16 protein-coding genes and 1 riboswitch are annotated in these 19,113 nt (G+C 74.0%); of the genes, 6 read left to right on the top strand and 10 right to left on the bottom strand.

Annotated elements, in window-relative coordinates:
* Nucleotides 1-54: 54 nt before the first annotated feature.
* Nucleotides 55-858 (top strand): hypothetical protein, encoded by an 804-nt coding sequence (locus GCE86_RS12690; protein ID WP_154227142.1) that lies wholly within the window; start codon nt 55-57, stop codon nt 856-858.
* Here the strand turns inward: GCE86_RS12690 and GCE86_RS12685 are convergent.
* Nucleotides 833-2,992 carry an FUSC family protein gene (locus GCE86_RS12685; protein WP_154227141.1) on the bottom strand — a complete coding sequence of 720 codons (2,160 nt, stop codon included), beginning with the start codon at nt 2,990-2,992 and terminating at the stop codon, nt 833-835. The genes GCE86_RS12690 and GCE86_RS12685 overlap by 26 nt on opposite strands.
* A gap of 181 nt (nt 2,993-3,173) precedes the next feature.
* Here GCE86_RS12685 and GCE86_RS12680 point away from each other — a divergent pair, with 181 nt between their 5' ends.
* The gene (locus tag GCE86_RS12680; protein ID WP_163636731.1) at nt 3,174-4,046 is read left to right on the top strand and encodes an NAD(P)-dependent oxidoreductase; all 873 of its coding nucleotides are present in this window, start codon (nt 3,174-3,176) and stop codon (nt 4,044-4,046) included.
* Between the two features lie 5 nt (nt 4,047-4,051).
* On the opposite strand, the gene GCE86_RS12675 is transcribed toward GCE86_RS12680, so the two are convergent.
* From GCE86_RS12675 to GCE86_RS12660, 4 genes are read right to left on the bottom strand one after another with little or no spacing between them, the layout of a single operon-like run.
* Entirely contained in the window at nt 4,052-5,293 is a 1,242-nt protein-coding gene (locus GCE86_RS12675) for a vanadium-dependent haloperoxidase (protein ID WP_154227139.1), read from the bottom strand.
* A 40-nt stretch (nt 5,294-5,333) separates the two neighbouring features.
* A complete protein-coding gene (locus GCE86_RS12670; protein WP_154227138.1) occupies nt 5,334-5,990 on the bottom strand; it encodes a lysoplasmalogenase in 657 nt (218 codons plus the stop codon).
* A complete protein-coding gene (locus GCE86_RS12665; RefSeq protein WP_154227137.1) occupies nt 5,987-6,814 on the bottom strand; it encodes a sterol desaturase family protein in 828 nt (275 codons plus the stop codon). The genes GCE86_RS12670 and GCE86_RS12665 overlap by 4 nt, the downstream gene beginning before the upstream one ends.
* The gene (locus tag GCE86_RS12660) at nt 6,811-7,536 is read right to left on the bottom strand and encodes a FadR/GntR family transcriptional regulator (RefSeq protein WP_154227136.1); all 726 of its coding nucleotides are present in this window, start codon (nt 7,534-7,536) and stop codon (nt 6,811-6,813) included. Before GCE86_RS12660 ends, GCE86_RS12665 begins: the two co-directional genes overlap by 4 nt.
* 193 nt (nt 7,537-7,729) lie before the next feature.
* Between GCE86_RS12660 and htpG the strand changes: the two genes are divergently transcribed.
* Nucleotides 7,730-9,562 carry a molecular chaperone HtpG gene (gene htpG, locus GCE86_RS12655; protein WP_204342111.1) on the top strand — a complete coding sequence of 611 codons (1,833 nt, stop codon included), beginning with the start codon at nt 7,730-7,732 and terminating at the stop codon, nt 9,560-9,562.
* Nucleotides 9,563-9,631: 69 nt separating this feature from the next.
* Here htpG and GCE86_RS12650 read toward each other — a convergent pair whose 3' ends face one another.
* From GCE86_RS12650 to GCE86_RS12635, 4 genes are all read right to left on the bottom strand, one after another.
* The gene (locus tag GCE86_RS12650; RefSeq protein WP_154227134.1) at nt 9,632-9,991 is read right to left on the bottom strand and encodes a hypothetical protein; all 360 of its coding nucleotides are present in this window, start codon (nt 9,989-9,991) and stop codon (nt 9,632-9,634) included.
* Nucleotides 9,992-10,021: 30 nt separating this feature from the next.
* On the bottom strand, nt 10,022-10,720 hold the full coding sequence (locus GCE86_RS12645) for an SDR family oxidoreductase (protein ID WP_154227133.1): 699 nt from the start codon (nt 10,718-10,720) through the stop codon (nt 10,022-10,024).
* A 35-nt stretch (nt 10,721-10,755) separates the two neighbouring features.
* Nucleotides 10,756-11,226 carry a winged helix-turn-helix transcriptional regulator gene (locus tag GCE86_RS12640; protein ID WP_154227132.1) on the bottom strand — a complete coding sequence of 157 codons (471 nt, stop codon included), beginning with the start codon at nt 11,224-11,226 and terminating at the stop codon, nt 10,756-10,758.
* A gap of 75 nt (nt 11,227-11,301) precedes the next feature.
* Nucleotides 11,302-12,870: an LLM class flavin-dependent oxidoreductase gene (locus GCE86_RS12635; RefSeq protein WP_154227131.1), complete on the bottom strand. Its 1,569-nt coding sequence runs from the start codon at nt 12,868-12,870 to the stop codon at nt 11,302-11,304.
* A 164-nt stretch (nt 12,871-13,034) separates the two neighbouring features.
* Between GCE86_RS12635 and GCE86_RS12630 the strand changes: the two genes are divergently transcribed.
* The 3 genes from GCE86_RS12630 to GCE86_RS12620 all read left to right on the top strand — a co-directional run bounded on the left by GCE86_RS12630 (nt 13,035) and on the right by GCE86_RS12620 (nt 16,415).
* The gene (locus tag GCE86_RS12630; protein ID WP_244317284.1) at nt 13,035-14,867 is read left to right on the top strand and encodes a glycoside hydrolase family 3 protein; all 1,833 of its coding nucleotides are present in this window, start codon (nt 13,035-13,037) and stop codon (nt 14,865-14,867) included.
* A gap of 144 nt (nt 14,868-15,011) precedes the next feature.
* Nucleotides 15,012-15,181: riboswitch (cyclic di-AMP (ydaO/yuaA leader) on the top strand.
* Nucleotide 15,182: 1 nt separating this feature from the next.
* Nucleotides 15,183-15,839 (top strand): LysM peptidoglycan-binding domain-containing protein, encoded by a 657-nt coding sequence (locus GCE86_RS12625; protein ID WP_154227129.1) that lies wholly within the window; start codon nt 15,183-15,185, stop codon nt 15,837-15,839.
* 117 nt (nt 15,840-15,956) lie between these two features.
* Nucleotides 15,957-16,415 (top strand): YbaB/EbfC family nucleoid-associated protein, encoded by a 459-nt coding sequence (locus GCE86_RS12620; protein ID WP_154227128.1) that lies wholly within the window; start codon nt 15,957-15,959, stop codon nt 16,413-16,415.
* Nucleotides 16,416-16,609: 194 nt separating this feature from the next.
* Here GCE86_RS12620 and GCE86_RS12615 read toward each other — a convergent pair whose 3' ends face one another.
* On the bottom strand, nt 16,610-18,673 hold the full coding sequence (locus tag GCE86_RS12615; protein ID WP_154227127.1) for a M4 family metallopeptidase: 2,064 nt from the start codon (nt 18,671-18,673) through the stop codon (nt 16,610-16,612).
* Between the last annotated feature and the right edge of the window lie 440 nt (nt 18,674-19,113).

Below are 19,113 nucleotides of genomic sequence, written 5' to 3'. Positions count from 1 at the left end.
ATTCCGGTCGGCCGCGGGTGTCGGGCCGGCGCGGCGGCCCCTAGCGTCGAGGGCATGGACCGACTCGGCGAGATCGCCTTCCGCCTGCCCCGGACGCCCGCCGCGCAGTCCTTCCTCGACCAGCTCCGCACGCTGCTCGCCGACGTGCCGTACGCCGAGCCGGTCCGCCCGCCGGGGGCCGTCGACGGGCCGGTGGAACGCCTGGTCCTGACCCCGCCGCGGCCGGACGGCGCCCGACCGGTCACCTCCGTCGGGCTGGCCGACGTGGCCGCGCCGGTGGTCGAGTTCGCACCCGGACCGTCGCTGCGCGTCCAGGGCGCCGAGCCGCCCGCCGGGCCCGCGCCCACGGTCGACGTGGGGGAACTGGCGCGCCGCCTCGCCGGGCACGTACGGCGGGTCGACCACACCGGCGTGAATCTGCCCGCCGGCGCGACGCCGGCCCCGGCGTGGCGCGGCCTGCTCCGGGCGGTCGCCGCCACGGCGGCCCTGTACCGCTACCCGACCGGCGAGGAGTGGCCGTTCGTGCTCCCGTGCACCCCGGCCGAGCTGCGCGACGACATCCGGACCTTCGTGGTCGGCCGGGAACCGCGGTTCGAGCTGGTCCACGACCCGTGGCGCAGCCGCACCGAGTGGCAGTTCGCCCTCTGGACCGACCTGACACGGACCGAACTGGAGCGGCTGTTCCCCGAGGGGATCACCTTTCCCGGGCTCGAGGACATCTTCCGCGTGGTCCCCGTCCGCCACCCGTGGTGGCCGGAGCTCGGGATCCGGTTCGACCTGTGCTACCGGGTGGCGGACGGCCCGTCGGACTGGGAGACCGGCGAGTGGCTGGTCACCGCGGGGGGCCGGATCCGCTGACGCCGCGCAGGTGCCGGTCCAGGTCGGTGAGCCACCCGTCGACCTCCACCAGGGACAGCACCTCCGGCCGGTCCTCGCCGTCGCGCACCATGGCGTGCACCTGCCGGGCGATGTCACCGTCGGGCTCCGCGGGCGGGGGTGCCCGGTCGACCCGGCCCCGCGTCACCTGGCGGCCGACGTCGGCGTAGCCGTCCGACAGCCGGGTGGCCCGCGCCACGAGCGCGGCCGCCGGGCCGGGCCAGGGGGCCAGCGCCCCGGGCCGGCGGTCGGCGAGCAGCGCCTGCCCGCCGTAGCCGGCGCGGTGGCCGGCCGCCAGGACCCGGTCCCACTCGACGTGCGACAGCCGCGGGTCGTCGCGTTCCGCGTGGTACTGGACGAAGGACGACGTGGCGAGGGCCTCCGCGCGGCGGGCCGCGGCAACCGCGGGACGGGCGTCCGCCCGGCCCGCGAGCGCCTCGACGATCCGCTCGGCGGCCCGCCCGCTCGCCGCCAGGTAGGCGCCGGCGTTGCGGCGCAGGTCGCTCCCGCTGCCCCGCGGCCAGAGCAGCAGGCCGGCGAGGACGCCCACCACGGCGCCGATCGCCACGTCCACCACCCGCGCGCCGGCAAGTTGCCAGGACGACGGGTTGAGCTGGGCGAACACCACGATGAGCAGCAGGGTGAGCAGCGCCTGGGCCCAGCCCAGGCCCAGCAGCGGCCCGACGCCGAAGGCCAGCACCAGGGCCAGCGGCAGCAGAGCGGCGTACGCCTGCCGTTCCGGCGAGACGAGCAGCAGCAGCCCGCCGGCGGCGCCCCCGGCCAGGGTGCCGACCAACGCGGGCCGCAGCGTGGTCCGGGTGTCCGACGCGGAGGCCCGCATCAGGCTGAGCGTCGCCAGGAGCACCCAGAACCCGTGTTGCAGGTTGACCACCCCGGCGATCACCCGCGCGGCGGCCAGGGCCACCGCGAGCCGGACCGCTCCCTCCAGGTACACCGAGCGCGGGGTCAGGTGCGCCCGGAACTGCTGCCGGTACAGCGACCAGGCGCTGCGCCCGGCGTACCAGAACCGGTCCGCACCGGCCTCGGGTGGTCGCGCGGCGCGGCGACCGCGCGGACCCGTGGCGATGCCGACGGCCGTCGCGTGCGTCCAGACCTGGTCGGCGAGGGCCCGCACCGCCGCCTCCACGCGCAGCCGGGCCGGATCGGCGGCCCGCCAGGACGGTGGCAGCGGGCGGACCGGCTCCGGTCCGTCCCCGGCCGGTGTGCCCGGCCGCCGCACCGCGACCTCGGCGGAGCGCCGCAGCGAGGCCGCGCTCCGCCGGAGCGCCGCCGCCAGGTCGGCGTCGCCGCTGCCCGTGACGTCCGGCCGGGACGCGAGGGACTCGGCGACCGCGAGCACCTCCTGGGCGGCTCCCGCCGCGTCCCGCCAGGCCCGGTCGCGGCGGCCGGCCGAGATGGGGCGGGCCGTCACCGGCAGCCGCGCCATCCGCACCTCGTCGAGCAGTTGTGCCGCCCGGTCGTGCCGGTGGGCCGCGTCCTCCGCCGCGCCCGGCCGCGCGACCAGCACGTCCGCCAGTGCGTCGACGAGGTCCGCGAGGCCGGCCGCCGCCGCGGCGAGGCGCCGGGCGAAGGAGACCGGCGCCGGATCCGGCCAGAGCGTCACCTCGGCGAGCGCGACCAGGGCCACGCCCAGGGTGACGCCGCCCAGCCGGGCCGGGAGCGTCTCGGGCTGGTACGGCGGGAAGCAGGCGAGGATGTAGAAGAGCTGGAGCGCGTTGGCCAGCCCGACCAGGCGGGGCCCGCCGACTCCCGCGAACGCCACGGCGAACCCGATGACGAGCATCCCGGCGGACGCGGCCGCCGTGCTGACCGCCAGTACCGTGCCGACGGCCACGAGCGCCCAGGCCACCGGTACGGCCGCCAGCAGGGTGCGCGCCCGCACCGCGGCCGGACCGGGCAGCTGGGCGAAGCTGCCCGTGGCCACCGTGCCGAACAGCGCGTAGGTGGCGAGGGTGACGTTGCCCAGGCCGTAGCGGCAGCCGTAGAAGACGAGCGAGGCGACGACGGTCAGCCGGGCCGCCCGGCGGACGAGGCGAAAGCCCGGGTCCCGTTGACGCAGCCGGTCCCGCAGCTCCCCACCGGGCCGTCGACGCATGCCCACACCGCTCCCCACCAGGTCGTCCCGGGGGCGGCGGGCCGTCTGCTCCGGCCGTGCCGGCTGCTCACCGGGACTCTATCCGGTCGCCGGCCGTGCCGGTCGGAAGTGTTCGCGATCGGGATGCCGCCCGGACCGCGTACGCCTAGGCTGCCCGGTAGGCGAGGCGGGGGAGTGGCGGATGACGCGGGTGGCGGTGCTCGGGCTCGGCGGCATGGGCACGCCGATGGCGGCGAACCTCGTCCGGGCCGGCCTCACGACGGTGGTGTGGAACCGGCACCCGGAGCCGGCCCGCGCGCTCGGCGACCGGGGCGCCGAGGTCGCCGCCGACCCGGCCGAGGCGGTACGCGGGGCCGACGTGGCGGTGACCATGGTGACCGACGCGGCCGCGGTCCGGGCGATCGCCGTCGACCAGGGCATGCTGGCCGCGTTGCCCGAGGGGGCCGTCTGGGCGCAGATGAGCACCATCGGGGTGACCGAGACCGCGCGCCTGGCCGAGCTGGTCGGCGCCGAGCGTCCCGGGGTGACCCTGGTGGACGCGCCGGTGGCCGGCAGCCGCGGCCCGGCCGAACAGGGCCGCCTCGTCGTCCTCGCCTCCGGACCGGAGCAGGCGCGGGACCGGGTGGCGCCGGTCTTCGACGCGGTCGGGCAGCGGACCGTCTGGGTGGGGCCGGTCGGCGCCGGATCACGGCTGAAGCTCGTCAACAACCTGCTGCTCGCGTTCGTGAACGAGGGGCTCGCCGCGGCGGTCGCCCTCGGCGACGCGCTCGGCCTGGATCGCGGCACCGTGCACGAGGCGCTGCGGGGCAGCCCGCTGGTGTCCCCCTGGGCGGCCGAGAAGCTGGACCGGATCGCCGGGGACGACTACACGACGCAGTACTCCCTGGCCCTGGCCCTCAAGGACGTGGACCTCGCGCTGCGCGAGGTGCCGGCGGGCCGGTTCCCGGCCGCCGAGGCCCTGGCCGGCGAGTGGCGGCACGCGGTCGAGCAGGGCCTCGGCGGCGACGACCTCACGGTGGTGACGCGGGCCCTCGCCCGGGAGGGAACGGACTAGCCGGGCTACAGCGGCCGGCCGTCCCAGTGGGCGAGTCCGGCGGCTGCCACCCGGCGGCCGACCGCCGCGCCGACCTCGTCGGTGTGCCGGAAGTGGATGCCGGACCACACCCGGGCGTCGATGTTGTCCCGGGTCAGCTCGCGCCAGTCCCGGTAGGTCAGGGTGACGCCGGCGGCGGTGGGGCTGGTCAGCGCCACCGGCCCGGCCGGCGGCCCGGCGAGCGTCCGCAGGGCGGTCTCGGCGGCTCCGGCGTAGGTGGTGTGCCCGCTCGGATATTCGGGATGGGCGGGCGTGGTGATCAACGGCGTCCACGCCGGATCGGGCGCGATGGTCTCGGTCCGGATCGCCGTGACCGGGCGCCAGCGCAGGTCACGGTACTTGGCCGCGTACGTGACGATCTGGGCGTCGACGGTGGCCGCGTGGAAGAGCGCGACGAGCGCGACCCGGCGGACCCGCGCGCCGGAGGTGACGGCGGCGCGCAGCGCTCCGGTGTAGCCGTTCAGCGAGGTCTGCGCCCAGAACCGGGCCACGTCGGTCTGCCGGTCCGTGCGGCGGCTGCTCTCCACCGCACCGACCGCCCGGCTCTCGGCGAGGTCCCGGGCGTAGCGCGCGCTGTCCAGCGCCGGCGGCGGCCCGGGCAGGTACGCGCGCACGTCGTCGATCAGGAACGGCCGGCCGTCACCCTGGCCGGCCTGCACGGCCGCGGCGAAGCCGGGCGGGGTCGGCTGCCAGACGCCGGGCGCCGGCGCCGGCGGGGTGAACGGCCGGTTGACCGAGGCGAGGTCGAGCCCGTCACCGGCCCGCTCGGTGAGCACGTCGCGGGCGGCCGCCCGGCCGCTCTCGACCGCGGCCCCGACGGCCGCGGCCGGACCCAGCCGGTCGAGCGTGGCGGCGAGGGCCGCGTCCAGCTCGGCCGTGCGCGCCGGCACCAGCGTGGCGAGGGCCTCGTGCACTGCCCCGGCGAGGGCGGCGTCGGCGGGGGCGCCGCCCCGGGCCCGGGTCACCGCCCGCCAGGCGGCGATCCAGGCGATCGCCCAGGTACGGCTGCTGTTGACCTGGAGCGGCCCGGTGATCACCCCGATCGTCGCCGCGGTGACGTCGTACCACTCGAGCACGGTGTCCACGTCGGAGCCGCGGGCGGCGGCCACACCGGTCAGACCGGGTGCGGCCACGGCGGCCGCGCCGGCGCCGGCACCGATGAGCAGGGTTCGGCGGGTGGGCCGGAGATACGGACGCGCGGACGGCATGCGGGCTCCCGGAATGCGACGGGGAAGGGGCCGCCAGAGCTTAACCCAGTAAACCTACCGACTCAATAGGGTATCTCTGAACCGGGCGCGTGGGACCGGCGTGGGCGGCGGCCCAGCCGGCGGTGATCAGCAGGAGGGCCGCCGCGTACGTGGTCATGACCAGGAGGTCCCGCCCGGGGAAGTCGCCGCCCGCCGCGCCCACGCCGATCAACAGGTCGGAGACGAGGAAGAGCGCCCCGCCGGCCGCCGTGCGCCGGGACACCCCGGTCGCTGCGGCGGCCATGAGGGACAGTGCCAGGCTGTAGCCGAGCACCGGCAGCCGCAGCGGGCCCAGCGCGCTCCAGAGCAGCGCGTTCGCGCCGGCCCAGGCGAGCAGGTAACCGGCCACCGCCGCCACCGGCGGGCGGCGGTGGCGCAGGAAGGCGGTCAGGAAGGCGAGCTGGGTCACCAGGAAGCAGCCCATGCCGGCCAGGAACGCGGTGTCTCCCGGCACGAGCAGGGCCACGTCCCCGGCGGTGGCGGCGACAAGGCCCACGGCCACCGGGTCCGTCCGGCGGCGCCGGTCCCACAGGTACGCCAGCAGCAGCGGCGCCAGCAGCGGCTTGGCCAGCCACTGCGCCGGCGTCGAGTCGAGCGCCACCCCCGCCAGCTCGACGAGGGCGGCGACCCCGAACAGGACCAGCCAGGGGCGCCTCACCGGGCCGGCTGCCAGCCGGGGCGGCCGAAGACGTAGCCGAGCCGGGACCGCCACGAGGTGGCCTGCCGGACGTCGGACCAGATCGCGGCAAACTCGTGGGTGGCCACCCGCAGCGGGTTGTAGGTCTGGATGTTCGTGGTGAGCCCGTAGCGGGCCGGGGCGCGCTCGGGCTCGAAGGAGCCGAACAGCCGGTCCCACACGATGAGGATGCCGCCGTAGTTGCGGTCCAGGTACTCGGCGTTCGAGCCGTGGTGCACCCGGTGGTGCGACGGCGTGTTGAAGATGAACTCGATGGGCCGCGGCAGCACGCCCACCCGCTCGGTGTGCAGGAAGAACTGGTAGAGCAGGCTGATCGACTGCTGCAGGAAGATCATCCACGGCGGGATGCCGAGCAGCGCCAGGGGCAGCCAGAACGGCAGCGAGGTCATCGGCGTCCAGCTCTGCCGCAGGGCGGTGGAGAGGTTGTAGTAGACGCTGGAGTGGTGCACCACGTGGCTGGCCCACAGCACACGCACCTCGTGATGCAGGCGGTGGAACCAGTAGTAGGCGATGTCGTCGGCGAAGAAGACGATCACCCAGGTCCACCAGTCGCCGGGGGAGAGGTGCACGGGCGCGACCACCCACAGGGCGGCGTAGAGGCCGACGGTGAGCAGCTTCCAGGGGAAGCCGATGATCTGGCTGCCGAGCCCCATGGAGAGGCTGGTGGTGGTGTCGCGCAGCTCGTAGCCGCGTTCGTCGTCGTCGGGGAGGAAGCGGTAGGACACCGCCTCGATGATGATCAGGAGGAGGAACGCCGGGACGGCGTAGAGCACGGCGGGGATCATGCTCGGCTTTCCCTTCCGGTGACGGGGGTGGGGGTGGTGACCGGGGCGGTCAGCAGGGCCCGGGCGTGCCGGGCGGCCGCCGTACCCTGGCCGGCCGCGACGGCGGCGGCGAGCCGGCGGTGGCCGGCCACGTCGAGCAGCTCGGCGGCCCGGGCGTCCGGGGGGACGTCGCCCACGGCGAAGGTGCCGGCCACCAGGCTGTTGAACGCCAGCAGGTAGGCGGTGTTGCCGCTACCCCGGACGATCAGCCACCAGATCGCGATGTTGGCCTCGTTCATCGCGTCCAGGTCGGGGGCGAGGGAGCCGTACTCCTCGGTGGCGCGGACCAGCGCGGCCGTGACCTCCGGGTCGCCGCGCTCGGCGCAGAGCCGGGCCGCGTCGATCCCGACGCAGGCCCGCATCTCCAGCATGTCGCGGACCAGGGTCTCGACCGGGAGTACGTCAGCCGAGCGGGCCAGCGACAGCGCCAGGTCCAGCCCGGCGTGCACCCGCCAGTCCAGCACCCGGGTGGCGCCGCCCTGGCTGACCCGCACCAGACCGAGTTGCTGGAGCCGGCGCAGCGCCTCGCGGACAGCGTGCCGGTTCACCGCGAACGTCGCGGCCAGCTCCCGCTCGCCGGGCAGCGTGTCCTCGGGTCGGTAGTGGCCGCTGACGATCGCGTCGCGGAGCTGGCCGAAGACGTGGTCGGAGACCGAGGCGCGGGGGACGGGGGCGAAGGCCATGGGCAGCAGTGTGGCCCCGCACACATCAACCCGTCAACTGGTTGGACCAGATGGAATCCGCCACCCTGCGGTGGCCGCACGCGTACGCCTCGTATCCTTTCCGCCGGAAGCCCACGAAGTGGAAGGAGTCGGTGTGAGCGATCGGGTCGAGACGTTGGAGTTCCAGGCCGAGGCCCGTCAGCTGCTCCAGCTGATGGTGCACTCGATCTACTCGAACAAGGACGTCTTCCTGCGCGAACTGATCTCGAACGCCTCCGACGCGCTGGACAAGGTGCGCCTGGAGTCGCTGGTCGACAAGGAGCTCCAGGTCGACACCACCGACCTGCACATCGGGATCGAGGTCGACCGGGAGGCCCGCACGCTGACCGTGCGGGACAACGGCATCGGCATGTCCCGCGACGAGGTGGTCCGCCTCATCGGCACGATCGCCAAGTCCGGCACCGCCGAGCTGTTGCGCTCCCTGCGCGAGTCGAAGGACGCCGCCGCCTCGCAGGAGCTGATCGGGCAGTTCGGCGTCGGCTTCTACGCCACGTTCATGGTCGCCGACCGGGTCACCCTGCTCACCCGCCGCGCCGGGCAGACCAGCGGCACCCGTTGGGAGTCCACCGGCGAGGGCACCTACTCGGTCGAGACGGTCGACGACGCGCCCCAGGGCACCTCGGTCACCCTGCACCTCAAGCCGGCCGACGCCGAGGACAACCTGCACGACTACACGGCCGAGTGGACGATCCGCGAGATCGTGAAGCGCTACTCCGACTTCATCGCCTGGCCGATCCGGATGACCGTGGAGAAGCCCGGTGAGGACGGCGCCACCACCCGCGAGGAGCAGACGCTCAACTCGATGAAGGCGCTCTGGGCCCGCGCCCGGGACGAGGTCGACGAGGCCGAGTACAAGGAGTTCTACCGGCACGTCGCGCACGACTGGGCCGACCCGCTCGAGTCCATCCACATGCGCGGCGAGGGCACCTTCGAGTACGAGGCGCTGCTCTTCCTGCCGTCGCACGCCCCGCTCGACCTCTTCGCCCCCCAGGGCCGCCGGGGCGTGCAGCTCTACGTCAAGCGCGTGTTCATCATGGACGACTGCGACGCGCTGATGCCCAACTACCTGCGCTTCGTCAAGGGCGTCGTGGACGCGCACGACCTGTCGCTGAACATCTCCCGGGAGATCCTCCAGCAGGACCGGCAGATCCGCGCCGTCCGCCGCCGCCTGGTCAAGAAGGTCCTCGCCACGCTGAAGGACCTCTCCGCCGAGTCGTACCGCACCTTCTGGGGCGAGTTCGGCGCGGTGGTCAAGGAGGGTCTGCTGGAGGACCCGGACAACACCGAGGCCCTGCTCGACCTGGTCCGGGCGGCCAGCACCCACGACCCGGCCGAGCTGACCACGCTGCGCGACTACGTGGAGCGCATGCGCGACGGCCAGACCGAGATCTACTACGCCACCGGCGAGAACCGGGCCACCATCGAGAACTCTCCGCACCTGGAGGCGTTCCGGGCCAAGGGCTACGAGGTGCTGATCCTCACCGACCCGGTCGACGAGGTGTGGGTCGAGCGGGTCGGCGCGTACGACGGGAAGCCCCTGCGCTCGGTCGCCAAGGGCCAGGTGGACCTGGAGACCGACGAGGAGCGGGAGAAGGCCGAGGCCGAGCGGCAGGAGTACGCGGACCTGCTCACCTGGATGAGCGGCGCCCTGGCCGACAGCGTCAAGGAGGTCCGGCTCTCCACCCGGCTCACCACCTCCCCGGCCTGCGTCGTGGGCGACGCGCACGACATGACGCCCACGCTGGAGAAGATGTACCGGGCCATGGGGCAGGAGGTGCCCCAGGTCAAGCGCATCCTGGAGCTGAACCCGGCCCACCCGCTCGTCACCGGGCTGCGCAAGGCCCACGAGCAGGGCGGCGACGGCACCGCGCTGACCGAGACCGCCGAGCTGCTGTACGGCATGGCGTTGCTCGCCGAGGGCGGGGAACTGGCCGACCCGGCCCGGTTCACCCGGATCCTCGCCGACCGGCTCGCCCGGAACCTCTAGCGGACGCCGGCGGGCCCCGACGGGACCGGCGGCCGGGTCGTGGCAGGACAGCCACGCCCCGGCGGCCGGTCAGCCGCGGATCAGCCGGTCCAGGTGTGCCGCCTCGTCCGGCGACGGCTCGCGCAGCCCGCTGCGGAGCAGCCGCCACCGGGTCGTCGCACCGTCCGGGCCGGTGAGTTCACCGTGCTCCAACGCCCGGTCGATGTCCCCCCGCACCCGCGTTTCGAGGTGCGGCTCGGTGGCGAAGAGGATGCGCAGGTGCAGCTCGTCGCCGACCCGCTCCACACCGGTGTGGTGGGCCGCCACCGGGCAGGGCGGCTCGTGCTCCCAGTGCCCGCAGAGCGCCACCGTGACCGCCGCGCCGGGCGCGCCGGCGTCGGCGTCCGGCGCCAGGGCCAGGACGGCGTGGTGGGCGTACCCGTGTCGCATCCCGTCATTGTGGCGCGCGGCGGCGCCGGATCACGGCAGGGCCGGGTAGAGGGCGGCGACGCCGCCGGAGAGGCCGGCGAGGACCTGGCGGGAGGTCTCGTCGGCGACGATCTCGTACCGGTCCGCCTCGATCCCGTCGACGGCGATCCGGGCGATCTCGGCCGGGTCGGACTTCGGCGTGGTGACGTGCGCCGCCATGTCGGTGTCCATGTAGCCGACGTGCAGGCCGGCGACGCGGACGCCCCGGTCGGCGAGCTGCGTGCGCAGCGCGTTGGTCATCGACCACTCGGCCGCCTTGGCCGCGCCGTAGGCGCCCACCTGCGGGAACGTGATCCAGGACAGGGCGGAGAGGATGTTCAGCACGGTCCCGCCGCCGTTGGCGGCGATCCTCGGCGCGAAGGCCCGCACCACGGACAGCGTGCCGAGGTAGTGGGTCTCCAGCTCCCGCCGGATCTCCGCCAGGTCGCCGTCGAGCAGGTCCGCGCCGGTGCTCACACCGGCGTTGTTGACCAGCAGGGTGACGTCGCCGGCCAGCTCCGCGGCGGCGGCCACCGAGGCCGGGTCGGTGATGTCGAGCCGCACCGGGACGGCGCCCGGCAGGTCGACGCTGTCCGGGTTGCGGGCGCCGGCGTAGACGGTGGCGCCCCGGGCCAGCAGCTCGGCGGCGAGGTGCCGGCCGAAGCCCCGGTTGGCCCCGGTGACGAGCGCGGTGCTTCCAGCGATCTTCATGGTGGTGCTCCTGAGGGTGGGAAGGGGTGGATCGTTCAGGACGGCAGCAGGCCGGGCCCGGGCAGCAGGTCCACCTGGTCGGCCGGCACGTCGTGGCCGGCCGCACAGCGCAGCGCCACGTGCACCGCGGCGCCGCAGTCGTGGTGGGCCAGCCGGACCGACGGCGCCTCGACGGCGTACGTGTCGCCCCACTCGCGCAGGGCGGCGAGCACGGGCAGCAGGTCCCGGCCCTTGGCGGTGAGCACGTACTCGTCGCGGGTGCGCTGGCCCGGCTCCCGGTAGGGCCGCCGGTCGAGCAGCCCGTCGGCGACGAGCCGCTTCAGTCGGGCGGCGGCCACCGGCTCGCTGACGCCGACCCGGCGGGCGAAGTCGTCGAAGCGCCGGGTGCCGAACGACGCCTCGCGCAGCAGGAGCAGCGTGGTGCGGTTGCCGACCACGTCGAGCGCCCCGGCGATCGAGCAGTTGGCCGTGGACCAGGAGTCGCGCTGCGCGAGGAAGTCCGTCATGGGGACGACGCTACACCTGCTGACTTAGGAAAGCCAAAGCCAGCTGTCTCACGCCGGATCCGGGAATATCCGCGCTCAGAGCTGGCCGGCGTAGAAGCCGTGCCGCGCGAGCGGCTCGACGATCTCCCGCTCCTCGTACGACAGGTGCGACAGCAGGGTGTCGGTGAGCAGGTCCACGGCGGCCTGGAGGGCGGTGAAGTCGCCCGGCTCGCGGATGAGGTCCACCAGCGCGCGGTCCACGCTCTCCACCACCCCGTGGATCACCACGTGCTCCTCCTCGAGGCGGTCCAGCACCGCCGCGAGCCCGGCGTCCGCCCGGCGCAGGTGCGGGAAGATCGAGTTGTCCTCGAGGCCGTGGTGCTGGGTCACCACGGTGCAGTACGCCGCGCAGTAGGCCCCGAGCGTCCAGTTGTTCTGCCGCATGGTCATCTCGTTCAGCACGGCCCGGGCCGCGCCCGGCGCGACGGCGCCGCGCTTCACCTGTTCCAGTAGGTCACGTACCTGGGCGAGCTCCTGGCGCAGGTGGTCGTGCACGTCCACGAGGTGCTGCCCGGCGGCCTGCCCGCGGGGCGTGTAGACCTGCCCGGCCGGTGCCGGCGGCGCCACGGGCCGGGTGGACTCGTCCCAGGGCCGGCGCGGGCTCAGCCGTACCCCCGGATCGGGTGTCGGGGTGACCGCGAGGGCGGTCGACCCGCCGGCCCCGACGGCGGCCTGCTGCTCCTCGACGGCGTGGGCGCGGCTGCCCGGCGTGGTGCGCTCGGCGGCGACGAGCTCGCGCACCGCGGGCGCCACCTCCTGGGCGAAGAGCTGCACGGCGCGCGGCTCGTCACTGCCGAGGATGAACGTGGCGATGCCGTGGTCCAGGGCCAGCCCGGCCAGCTCCTCCACCCACTGCTCGGGCGGGCCGTCCAGGAAGCCGCCCGACGTCCGGGAGAAGGTGCCCGTGACGTTGAGCAGGCGGCGCACCGCGGCCGGGTCCCGTCCGGCCTCGGCGGCGGCGTCGTCGATCACCGCGTTCAGGGCCGGCAGCTCCGCCGGCCCCTTGGGCAGGTACGCCAGCGAGGGCAGCCAGCCGTCCGCCGCGCGGCCGACCAGCCGCAGCATGCGCGGCTTGTACGCGCCGACCCACACCCGCACCGGATGCGCCGGGGCCGGCCCGCGCTTCGCCCCGACCACCCGGTAGTGCTCGCCCTCGACGCGGACCATCCCGCGCCGGTCGGTGTCCCAGACCTCGCGGATCACCCGGATCGCCTCGTCGAGGGCGTCCACGGCCGCGCCGGGGGAGAGCCGCCGGCCGCCGACCGCCTCGATCGCGTCCCAGAAGGCGCCGGCGCCCAGCCCGAGCTCGACCCGGCCGCCGGTGAGCAGGTCCAGGCTGGCCACGCTGCGGGCCAGCACCACGGGCTGGCGCAGCGGCAGGTTGAGCACGTTGCCGGCGAGCGTGATCCGGCTGGTGGCGGCGGCCACGAAGGACATCAGCGTCCAGGTGTCCAGGAAGCCGGGCTGGTACGGGTGGTCCTGGAAGGTCACCAGGTCCAGGCCGGCCTGCTCGCAGAGCTTGGCCCGCGCCACCACCTGCTCGGGCCGCCCGGCGCTCGGGGTGAGGAAGCCGCCGAAGGCCAGTTCGTGTCCGTGGTCGCTCATGCCTCGCCGCCTCGTCCCGATCTTGCGCGAACCCTGCCACCGTAGCCCGCGCCGCCGCCCGCCCGCCCGGCGGTTCCGGAACCGGCACGGATTGTTCACAGTCGATGCCCGTGGGCATATGGTGCGGGTGCACGGCCCCAGCGTTCCTCCGGAAGGAGCGACCCGTGATCCCTCACCGCCACCCCCGTCCCCTCGGTCTCGCCGTCCTGCTCGTCGCGGTCACCGCCCTGGCCGCGCCCGCCCCGGCCACCGCGGCCGGCCTGCCGTACCAGGACCCGACGTTGCCCGTCGCCACCCGCGTCGCCGACCTGCTCGCCCGAATGAACCTCGACGAGAAGCTGGGCCAGATGACCCAGGCGGAGCGCGGCGCGGTCACCGCGAGCGACCTCACCACGTACCGGCTCGGCTCGGTCCTCTCCGGCGGCGGCTCCGCGCCCGCGCCGAACACCGCCACGTCCTGGGCCGACATGTACGACGGCTTCCAGCGCGCCGCCCTGGCCACCCCGCTCGGCATCCCGATGATCTACGGCGTCGACGCCGTGCACGGGCACAACAACGTGTACGGGGCGACCATCTTCCCGCACAACATCGGCCTCGGCGCGACCCGCGACCCCGCGCTGGTCCAGCAGATCGGCCAGGCCGTCGCCGAGGAGATCACGGGCACCGGTGTGGACTGGAACTTCGCTCCCTGCCTCTGCGTGGCCCGCAACGACCGGTGGGGCCGCACCTACGAGTCGTTCGGCGAGACCCCGGACCTGCCGGCGAGCATGTCCACCCTGGTCACCGGCCTCCAGGGTGCCAACCTCGGCGGGCCCACGTCGGTGCTCGCCACCGCCAAGCACTACCTCGGCGACGGCGGCACCACCGGCGGCGACGACCAGGGCGACACCCAGCTCAGCGAGGCCGACCTGCGCGCCATCCACCTGCCCCCGTTCCAGGCCGCGGTCCAGCGCGGCGTCGGCTCGGTGATGATCTCCTACAGCAGCTGGAACGGGGTCAAGCTGCACGGCCACCGTTACCTGATCACCGACGTCCTCAAGGGGGAGCTGGGCTTCTCCGGCTTCGTGGTCTCCGACTGGAACGGCATCGACCAGATCGACGGCGCCACCGGCTTCACCGCCGCCGAGGTCAGCGCCGCCGTCAACGCCGGCATCGACATGGTGATGGTGCCGACGGCCTGGAAGAGCTTCCTCAGCACCCTGCGGGCCGAGGTGCAGAACGGACACGTGCCGATGAGCCGGATCGACGACGCCAACCGCCGCATCCTCACGAAGAAGTTCGAGCTGGGCCTCTTCGAGCGGCCGTACACGGATCGGAGCTGGACCTCGACGGTGGGCGGCGCCGCGCACCGCGCGCTGGCCCGCCAGGCCGTCCGCCAGTCCCAGGTGCTGCTCAAGAACGACGGCGGCGTGCTGCCGCTGGCCCGCGACAACAACAAGATCTTCGTGGCGGGGAAGAACGCCGACAACATCGGCAACCAGAGCGGCGGGTGGACGATCTCCTGGCAGGGCTCGTCCGGCGCCGTCACCCCGGGCACCACCATCCTCCAGGGCATCCGCGCGGCGGCCGGTCCGACCACGACGGTCACGTACAACCAGCGCGGCACCGGCATCGACAAGACCTACCGGGCGGCGATCGCGGTGGTCGGCGAGACGCCGTACGCCGAGGGCCAGGGCGACCGCACCGGCAGCATGAGCCTGGACCGCGAGGACCTACGTACCATCACGACGCTGCGCAACTCGGGCGTGCCGGTGATCGTGGTGCTGGTCAGCGGCCGGCCGCTGGACGTGGCCGCCGAGCTGCCACGGTGGAACGCGCTGCTGGCCGCCTGGCTGCCCGGCACGGAGGGCGGCGGCGTGGCCGACGTCCTCTTCGGCGGGTACGCGCCGACCGGCAAACTGCCGATGACCTGGATGAACTCGGTCAGCCAGCAGCCCATCAACGCAGGCGACGGCAAGGTCCCGCTCTTCCCGCAGGGATACGGCCGGACCTACTGAGCCGCCCCTCAATAAGCCCCCTTCGGACGGTCCGCAACTCGAATGGGCCGACCTTCGCTCGGCCGGGTGAAGAACTTCACAAGAAGTGGGCGTTCGGCGCAAAACGTTCCTAACGTCGTTTCCGTTCGCGATCGCGGACACCACGGGCCGGCAACGCCTAATCCCGCCGCCGGCCCGGTGGTACCTGGACCTCGGGCGGGAGCGGGGGACCCACGTTCCTCGGTGCACGACACCTCGGGGTGAAGCCGCCACCGGCGGCCGGGCTCCTCGGCCCGAACCCGACAGCTCACCTCGTCGGCGTGGAGGAAAACTCACATGGCAACTGATCACGTCGCCCGTCACCGCCGGACCGCGCAACGTCGCACCACCGTCGGAGCGCTCGTCGTCGGCGCGGCCACCGGCGCCGCCGCCCTTCTCGGCCCGGCCGCCCCGGCCAGCGCCGCGGGCGTGAACTGGGACGCCGTCGCCCAGTGCGAGTCCGGCGGCAACTGGCACATCAACACCGGCAACGGCTACTACGGCGGGCTCCAGTTCTCCCGGAGCACCTGGAACGGCTACGGCGGCCAGAAGTACGCCAGCCGGGCCGACCTGGCCAGCCGGAGCGAGCAGATCGCCATCGCCGAGAAGGTCCTCGACGGGCAGGGCATCGGCGCCTGGCCGGTCTGCGGCAAGAAGGGCGGCTCCACCAAGAAGTACGCCAGCAAGGACTCGGGCGCGAAGAAGTCCACGAAGAAGGCCACCTCGGAGCGGTCCTCGCACAGCTACCGGCCGACCACCCGCGGCGAGCGGCGCGTCGCGCCGAGCACCGGCGGTGCCGGAAGCTACCTGGTCCGGCCCGGGGACACCCTCTCCGGGATCGCCGCCGCGAAGCACGTCGCCGGGGGTTGGCACGGCCTGTACGAGCGCAACCGGACCGTGGTCGGCGACAACCCGGGCCTCATCTTCCCGGGCCAGCGGCTGCGCCTGCGCTGACGCCATACCGGTGCGCCGCACCACGAAACGCCCGGCCGGGGTTCCCGGCCGGGCGTTCGGCGTCGGGGCCGGTTGCTATCGTCACGGTGCTCGGAAAGACGTGAAGAAAGCGCGGATATGACCAACGATTCGTTCTCCGCGGCCGCGAGCCTCGACGAGCTGCTGACCAGGACGCAGCAGGCGCTGTCCGCCATGCGGTCCCGGGCCGCCGAGCACGCCGACGGCGCGCCGGGCGAGCTGCTCCGGGCCGAGGGCGGCGCGGCCGGCGGCCGGGTCCGTGCCGTCGCCGTCCAGGGTGGCCGGCTGGAGTCCGTCACCGTCGACCCGGAGCTGGCCGGGGAACCCCTGGACGCCCTGTGCGGGCACGTCGTGACGGCCGTGAACGCGGCCCTCACCGAGCTGGACGCCCGGGTGAGCGCCTCGGCCCGGGCCGACGTGGACGCCCTCGCGGCGCGGCTCGGTGCCCTGCCGGAGCAGTCCGCACGGGACATGGAGCGGTTCAGCCGGGCCATGGAGGGCGTGGCGGCCCGGATCCGCCGCGACGGCGCCGGATCCGGCGCGGGCCGCCCGGCCTGACCGCGCCGCGCCCGCGCCGGCGTGTCTCGGGAACGACGAAGCGGCCGGCCGCCTCGGGAACGACGAAGCCGCCGGCCTGTCTCGGGAACGACGAAGCGGCCGGCCGCCTCGGGAACGACGAAGCCGCCGGCCTGTCTCGGGAACGACGAAGCGGCCGGCCGTCGGGAGGACGACGGCCGGCCGCTCCGGTGTGGTCAGCTCAGGGTGACCGCGGTGTCGTCGACGACGAAGGAGGTCTGCAGGGAGCTGTCCTCCACGCCGCTGAACGAGATGGTGGCGGTGGTGCCGGCCAGCGACGAGATGTCGAAGGACCGCTGCACGTAGCCGGTGGCCTTGTTGAGGTTGGAGTAGGTGGCCAGGGTGGTGCTGCCCGCCTTCACGGTCAGCTTGTCGTAGGCGGTGGTCGTGGTCGACTCCGCGCTGTCGATGTGCAGCCAGAAGCTCAGCGTCGCGCGGCAGCCCGCCGGGATCGTCACCGACTGGCTGAGCGTGTCGGTGTGGGTCGTGCCGTAGCCGTCGAGCCATGCCTTGTAGGAGCCGCCGTGCGCCGCCTGGCTGGTGGAGTTGGTGATGACGCCGGAGGAGGCGGTCCAGCTCACGTTGCCCGACTCGAAGCCGGGGTTGGCCAGCTTCTGGCCGGTGCAGCTGCCCGAGGGCGGGGTGGTCGTGGTGGTCGGGGTGGGCGTCGGGGTGCCGCCCGTGCAGGTCGCCTCACCGGTCTGCGCCGGCACGCTGATCGCGTTCCAGGCGGCCTTGACCGCGTTGAACTCGGTGCAGCTGGTCGGGTAGAGGTTCTTCGCCGCCTGCAGCGTCCAGACCCGGTACTTCAGGTACGAGGAGGACGAGGTCTTTAGCAGCATGGCGTTGTACATGATCTTCATGGCCTTCTGGATGCCGAGGCCGGTGACGCTGCTGCCGTTGCAGGTGGAGCTGGCCGGCTGCCCGTTGGTCGGGCTGCTGCCGTTGGCCAGCAGGTAGAACCAGTGGTTGCCGGGGCCGGCCGCGGCGTGCACCTCGGTGCCGGGGATGCTGCTGGAGTAGCAGTTCGGGTCGCCGAGCGCCGACGGGTTGTACATGTTGCGGATCGGCCCGCTGCCCACCAGGTTGACCTTCTCGCCGACCAGGAAGTCGGGAGCGTCGTAGCTGGACGGCTCGTTGGCGAACCACTCGGTGGCCGCGCCGAAGGTGTCGGCGACGAACTCCTGGGTGCCGCCGCCCGAGATGCCACCCGGGGTGTGGTCGTCGATGCCGTGGCCGATCTCGTGGGCCACCACGTCGAGCGAGCCGATCCACTGGCCCGCGGTGTTCTTGCCGATCTGGACCTGGGTGCCGTCGTAGTAGGCGTTCTGGTCGTTCAGGCCCACGCGGATCGGCCAGTAGCCGCCGTTGCCGTCGGCGCCGTTGCGGCCCAGCCACTGGGCGAGCATCTTGTGCTCGGTCTGCGCGGCGAACAGCGCGTCGACGCAGCCGGTCTCCCGGTTGGTGGCGGTGCCGTTGCCCCAGACGTCGTCGGAGCCGCTGAACGTGGTGTTGGTCGCGGCGTCCTGGCAGCTCAGGTTGGTGACGGTCGGGTCCTTCATGGAGTACGTGGAGCCGGACTGGGTGGTGTTCAAGGTCAGCGGGCTGGGCCCGTTCCACGCGCCGGTGCCGGTGCCGTGCACGACGTGCTCCTGCGTCCGCAGCACCGCGCCGCTGACGGCGTCGACGTCGACCGTGAGCCGGCTCGGGCCCTCGGCGCCGGTGCCGCGCACCGTGGTCTCCCAGGCCAGCGCCGGCTTGGCGCCGAGGGTGTAGACGACCAGGCTGGTGCCCTCGACCGTGGTGACCTTCCTGAGCTGGGCGCGCGCGGTCTTCGCGGCGGCGGCCGAGGTCAGCTTCGGGGTGGTGGCGAGGCTGCCGATGGCCTGCTGCTGGGCGACGGAGGCGTACTTCAGGTTGCCGGCCGCGTCGGTGGCCAGCACGAAGTCGCCGCCGACCACGGGCAGGCCCTTGTAGGTGCGCTCGTAGGGCACGTACTGGGTGCCCTCGGAGGAGATGACGGCCTTCTGCACGAACGCGTCGTCCGCGCTGGCGTGCAGGTAGGCGGGCCGGTTGGCGACCAGCGCGCGGGCCGAGTCGGCGGCGATCGCGCGGGCCTGTGCGGCGTCGGGGGCGGCGGGGCCGGGTGGCGCGGCCTGCACGGCCGCGGCGGTGCCGGCGGCGATCAGACCGGCCGCCGCCGCGCCGGAGAGCGCGACGAGGCGAGGTGAGAGCTTCAAGGGGGTTCGCTCCTGTTCCTAGGCGCGCCGCACGGAGCCCGGTAGGGACGGGCGGCGCGGTGTGGCGAGGCGGGTGACGGCCGACCTCCGAGGCTGCCGGCGTGGCCCCGGTTCGACAGATCGACCATCGTGAGCCGCCGGGGGTCGGCGACTCGCTGGGGGCACAATCACACGGGCCCGGGCCGGGAGCAATGGGTGACCCGGGCAACCGGCTCCGCCCGGTCGCGGCGCCGTCACCCGGAATTCAGGAAGCCATGATCTTCAATAGCCCCTGATCAGGGTGAATGTTCCCGGCGGTCGACGGTGCCGGGTCCGATCCGCGTCGATTGCCGCAGTAGGCGGATGGCGCACATTGATACCCGTTGACGTAGGCGAGGGCTCCCGGCGGGTGCGACAGGCGTAGGAGCAGGGGGTGGCCATCTCCCACAGCTGTCCGATGA

The sequence above is a fragment of the Micromonospora terminaliae genome, assembly GCF_009671205.1.
Classification (GTDB): domain Bacteria; phylum Actinomycetota; class Actinomycetes; order Mycobacteriales; family Micromonosporaceae; genus Micromonospora; species Micromonospora terminaliae.
The sequence above is the reverse complement of the archived record's forward strand: the minus strand, read 5'-3'. Positions and strand labels throughout refer to the sequence as shown.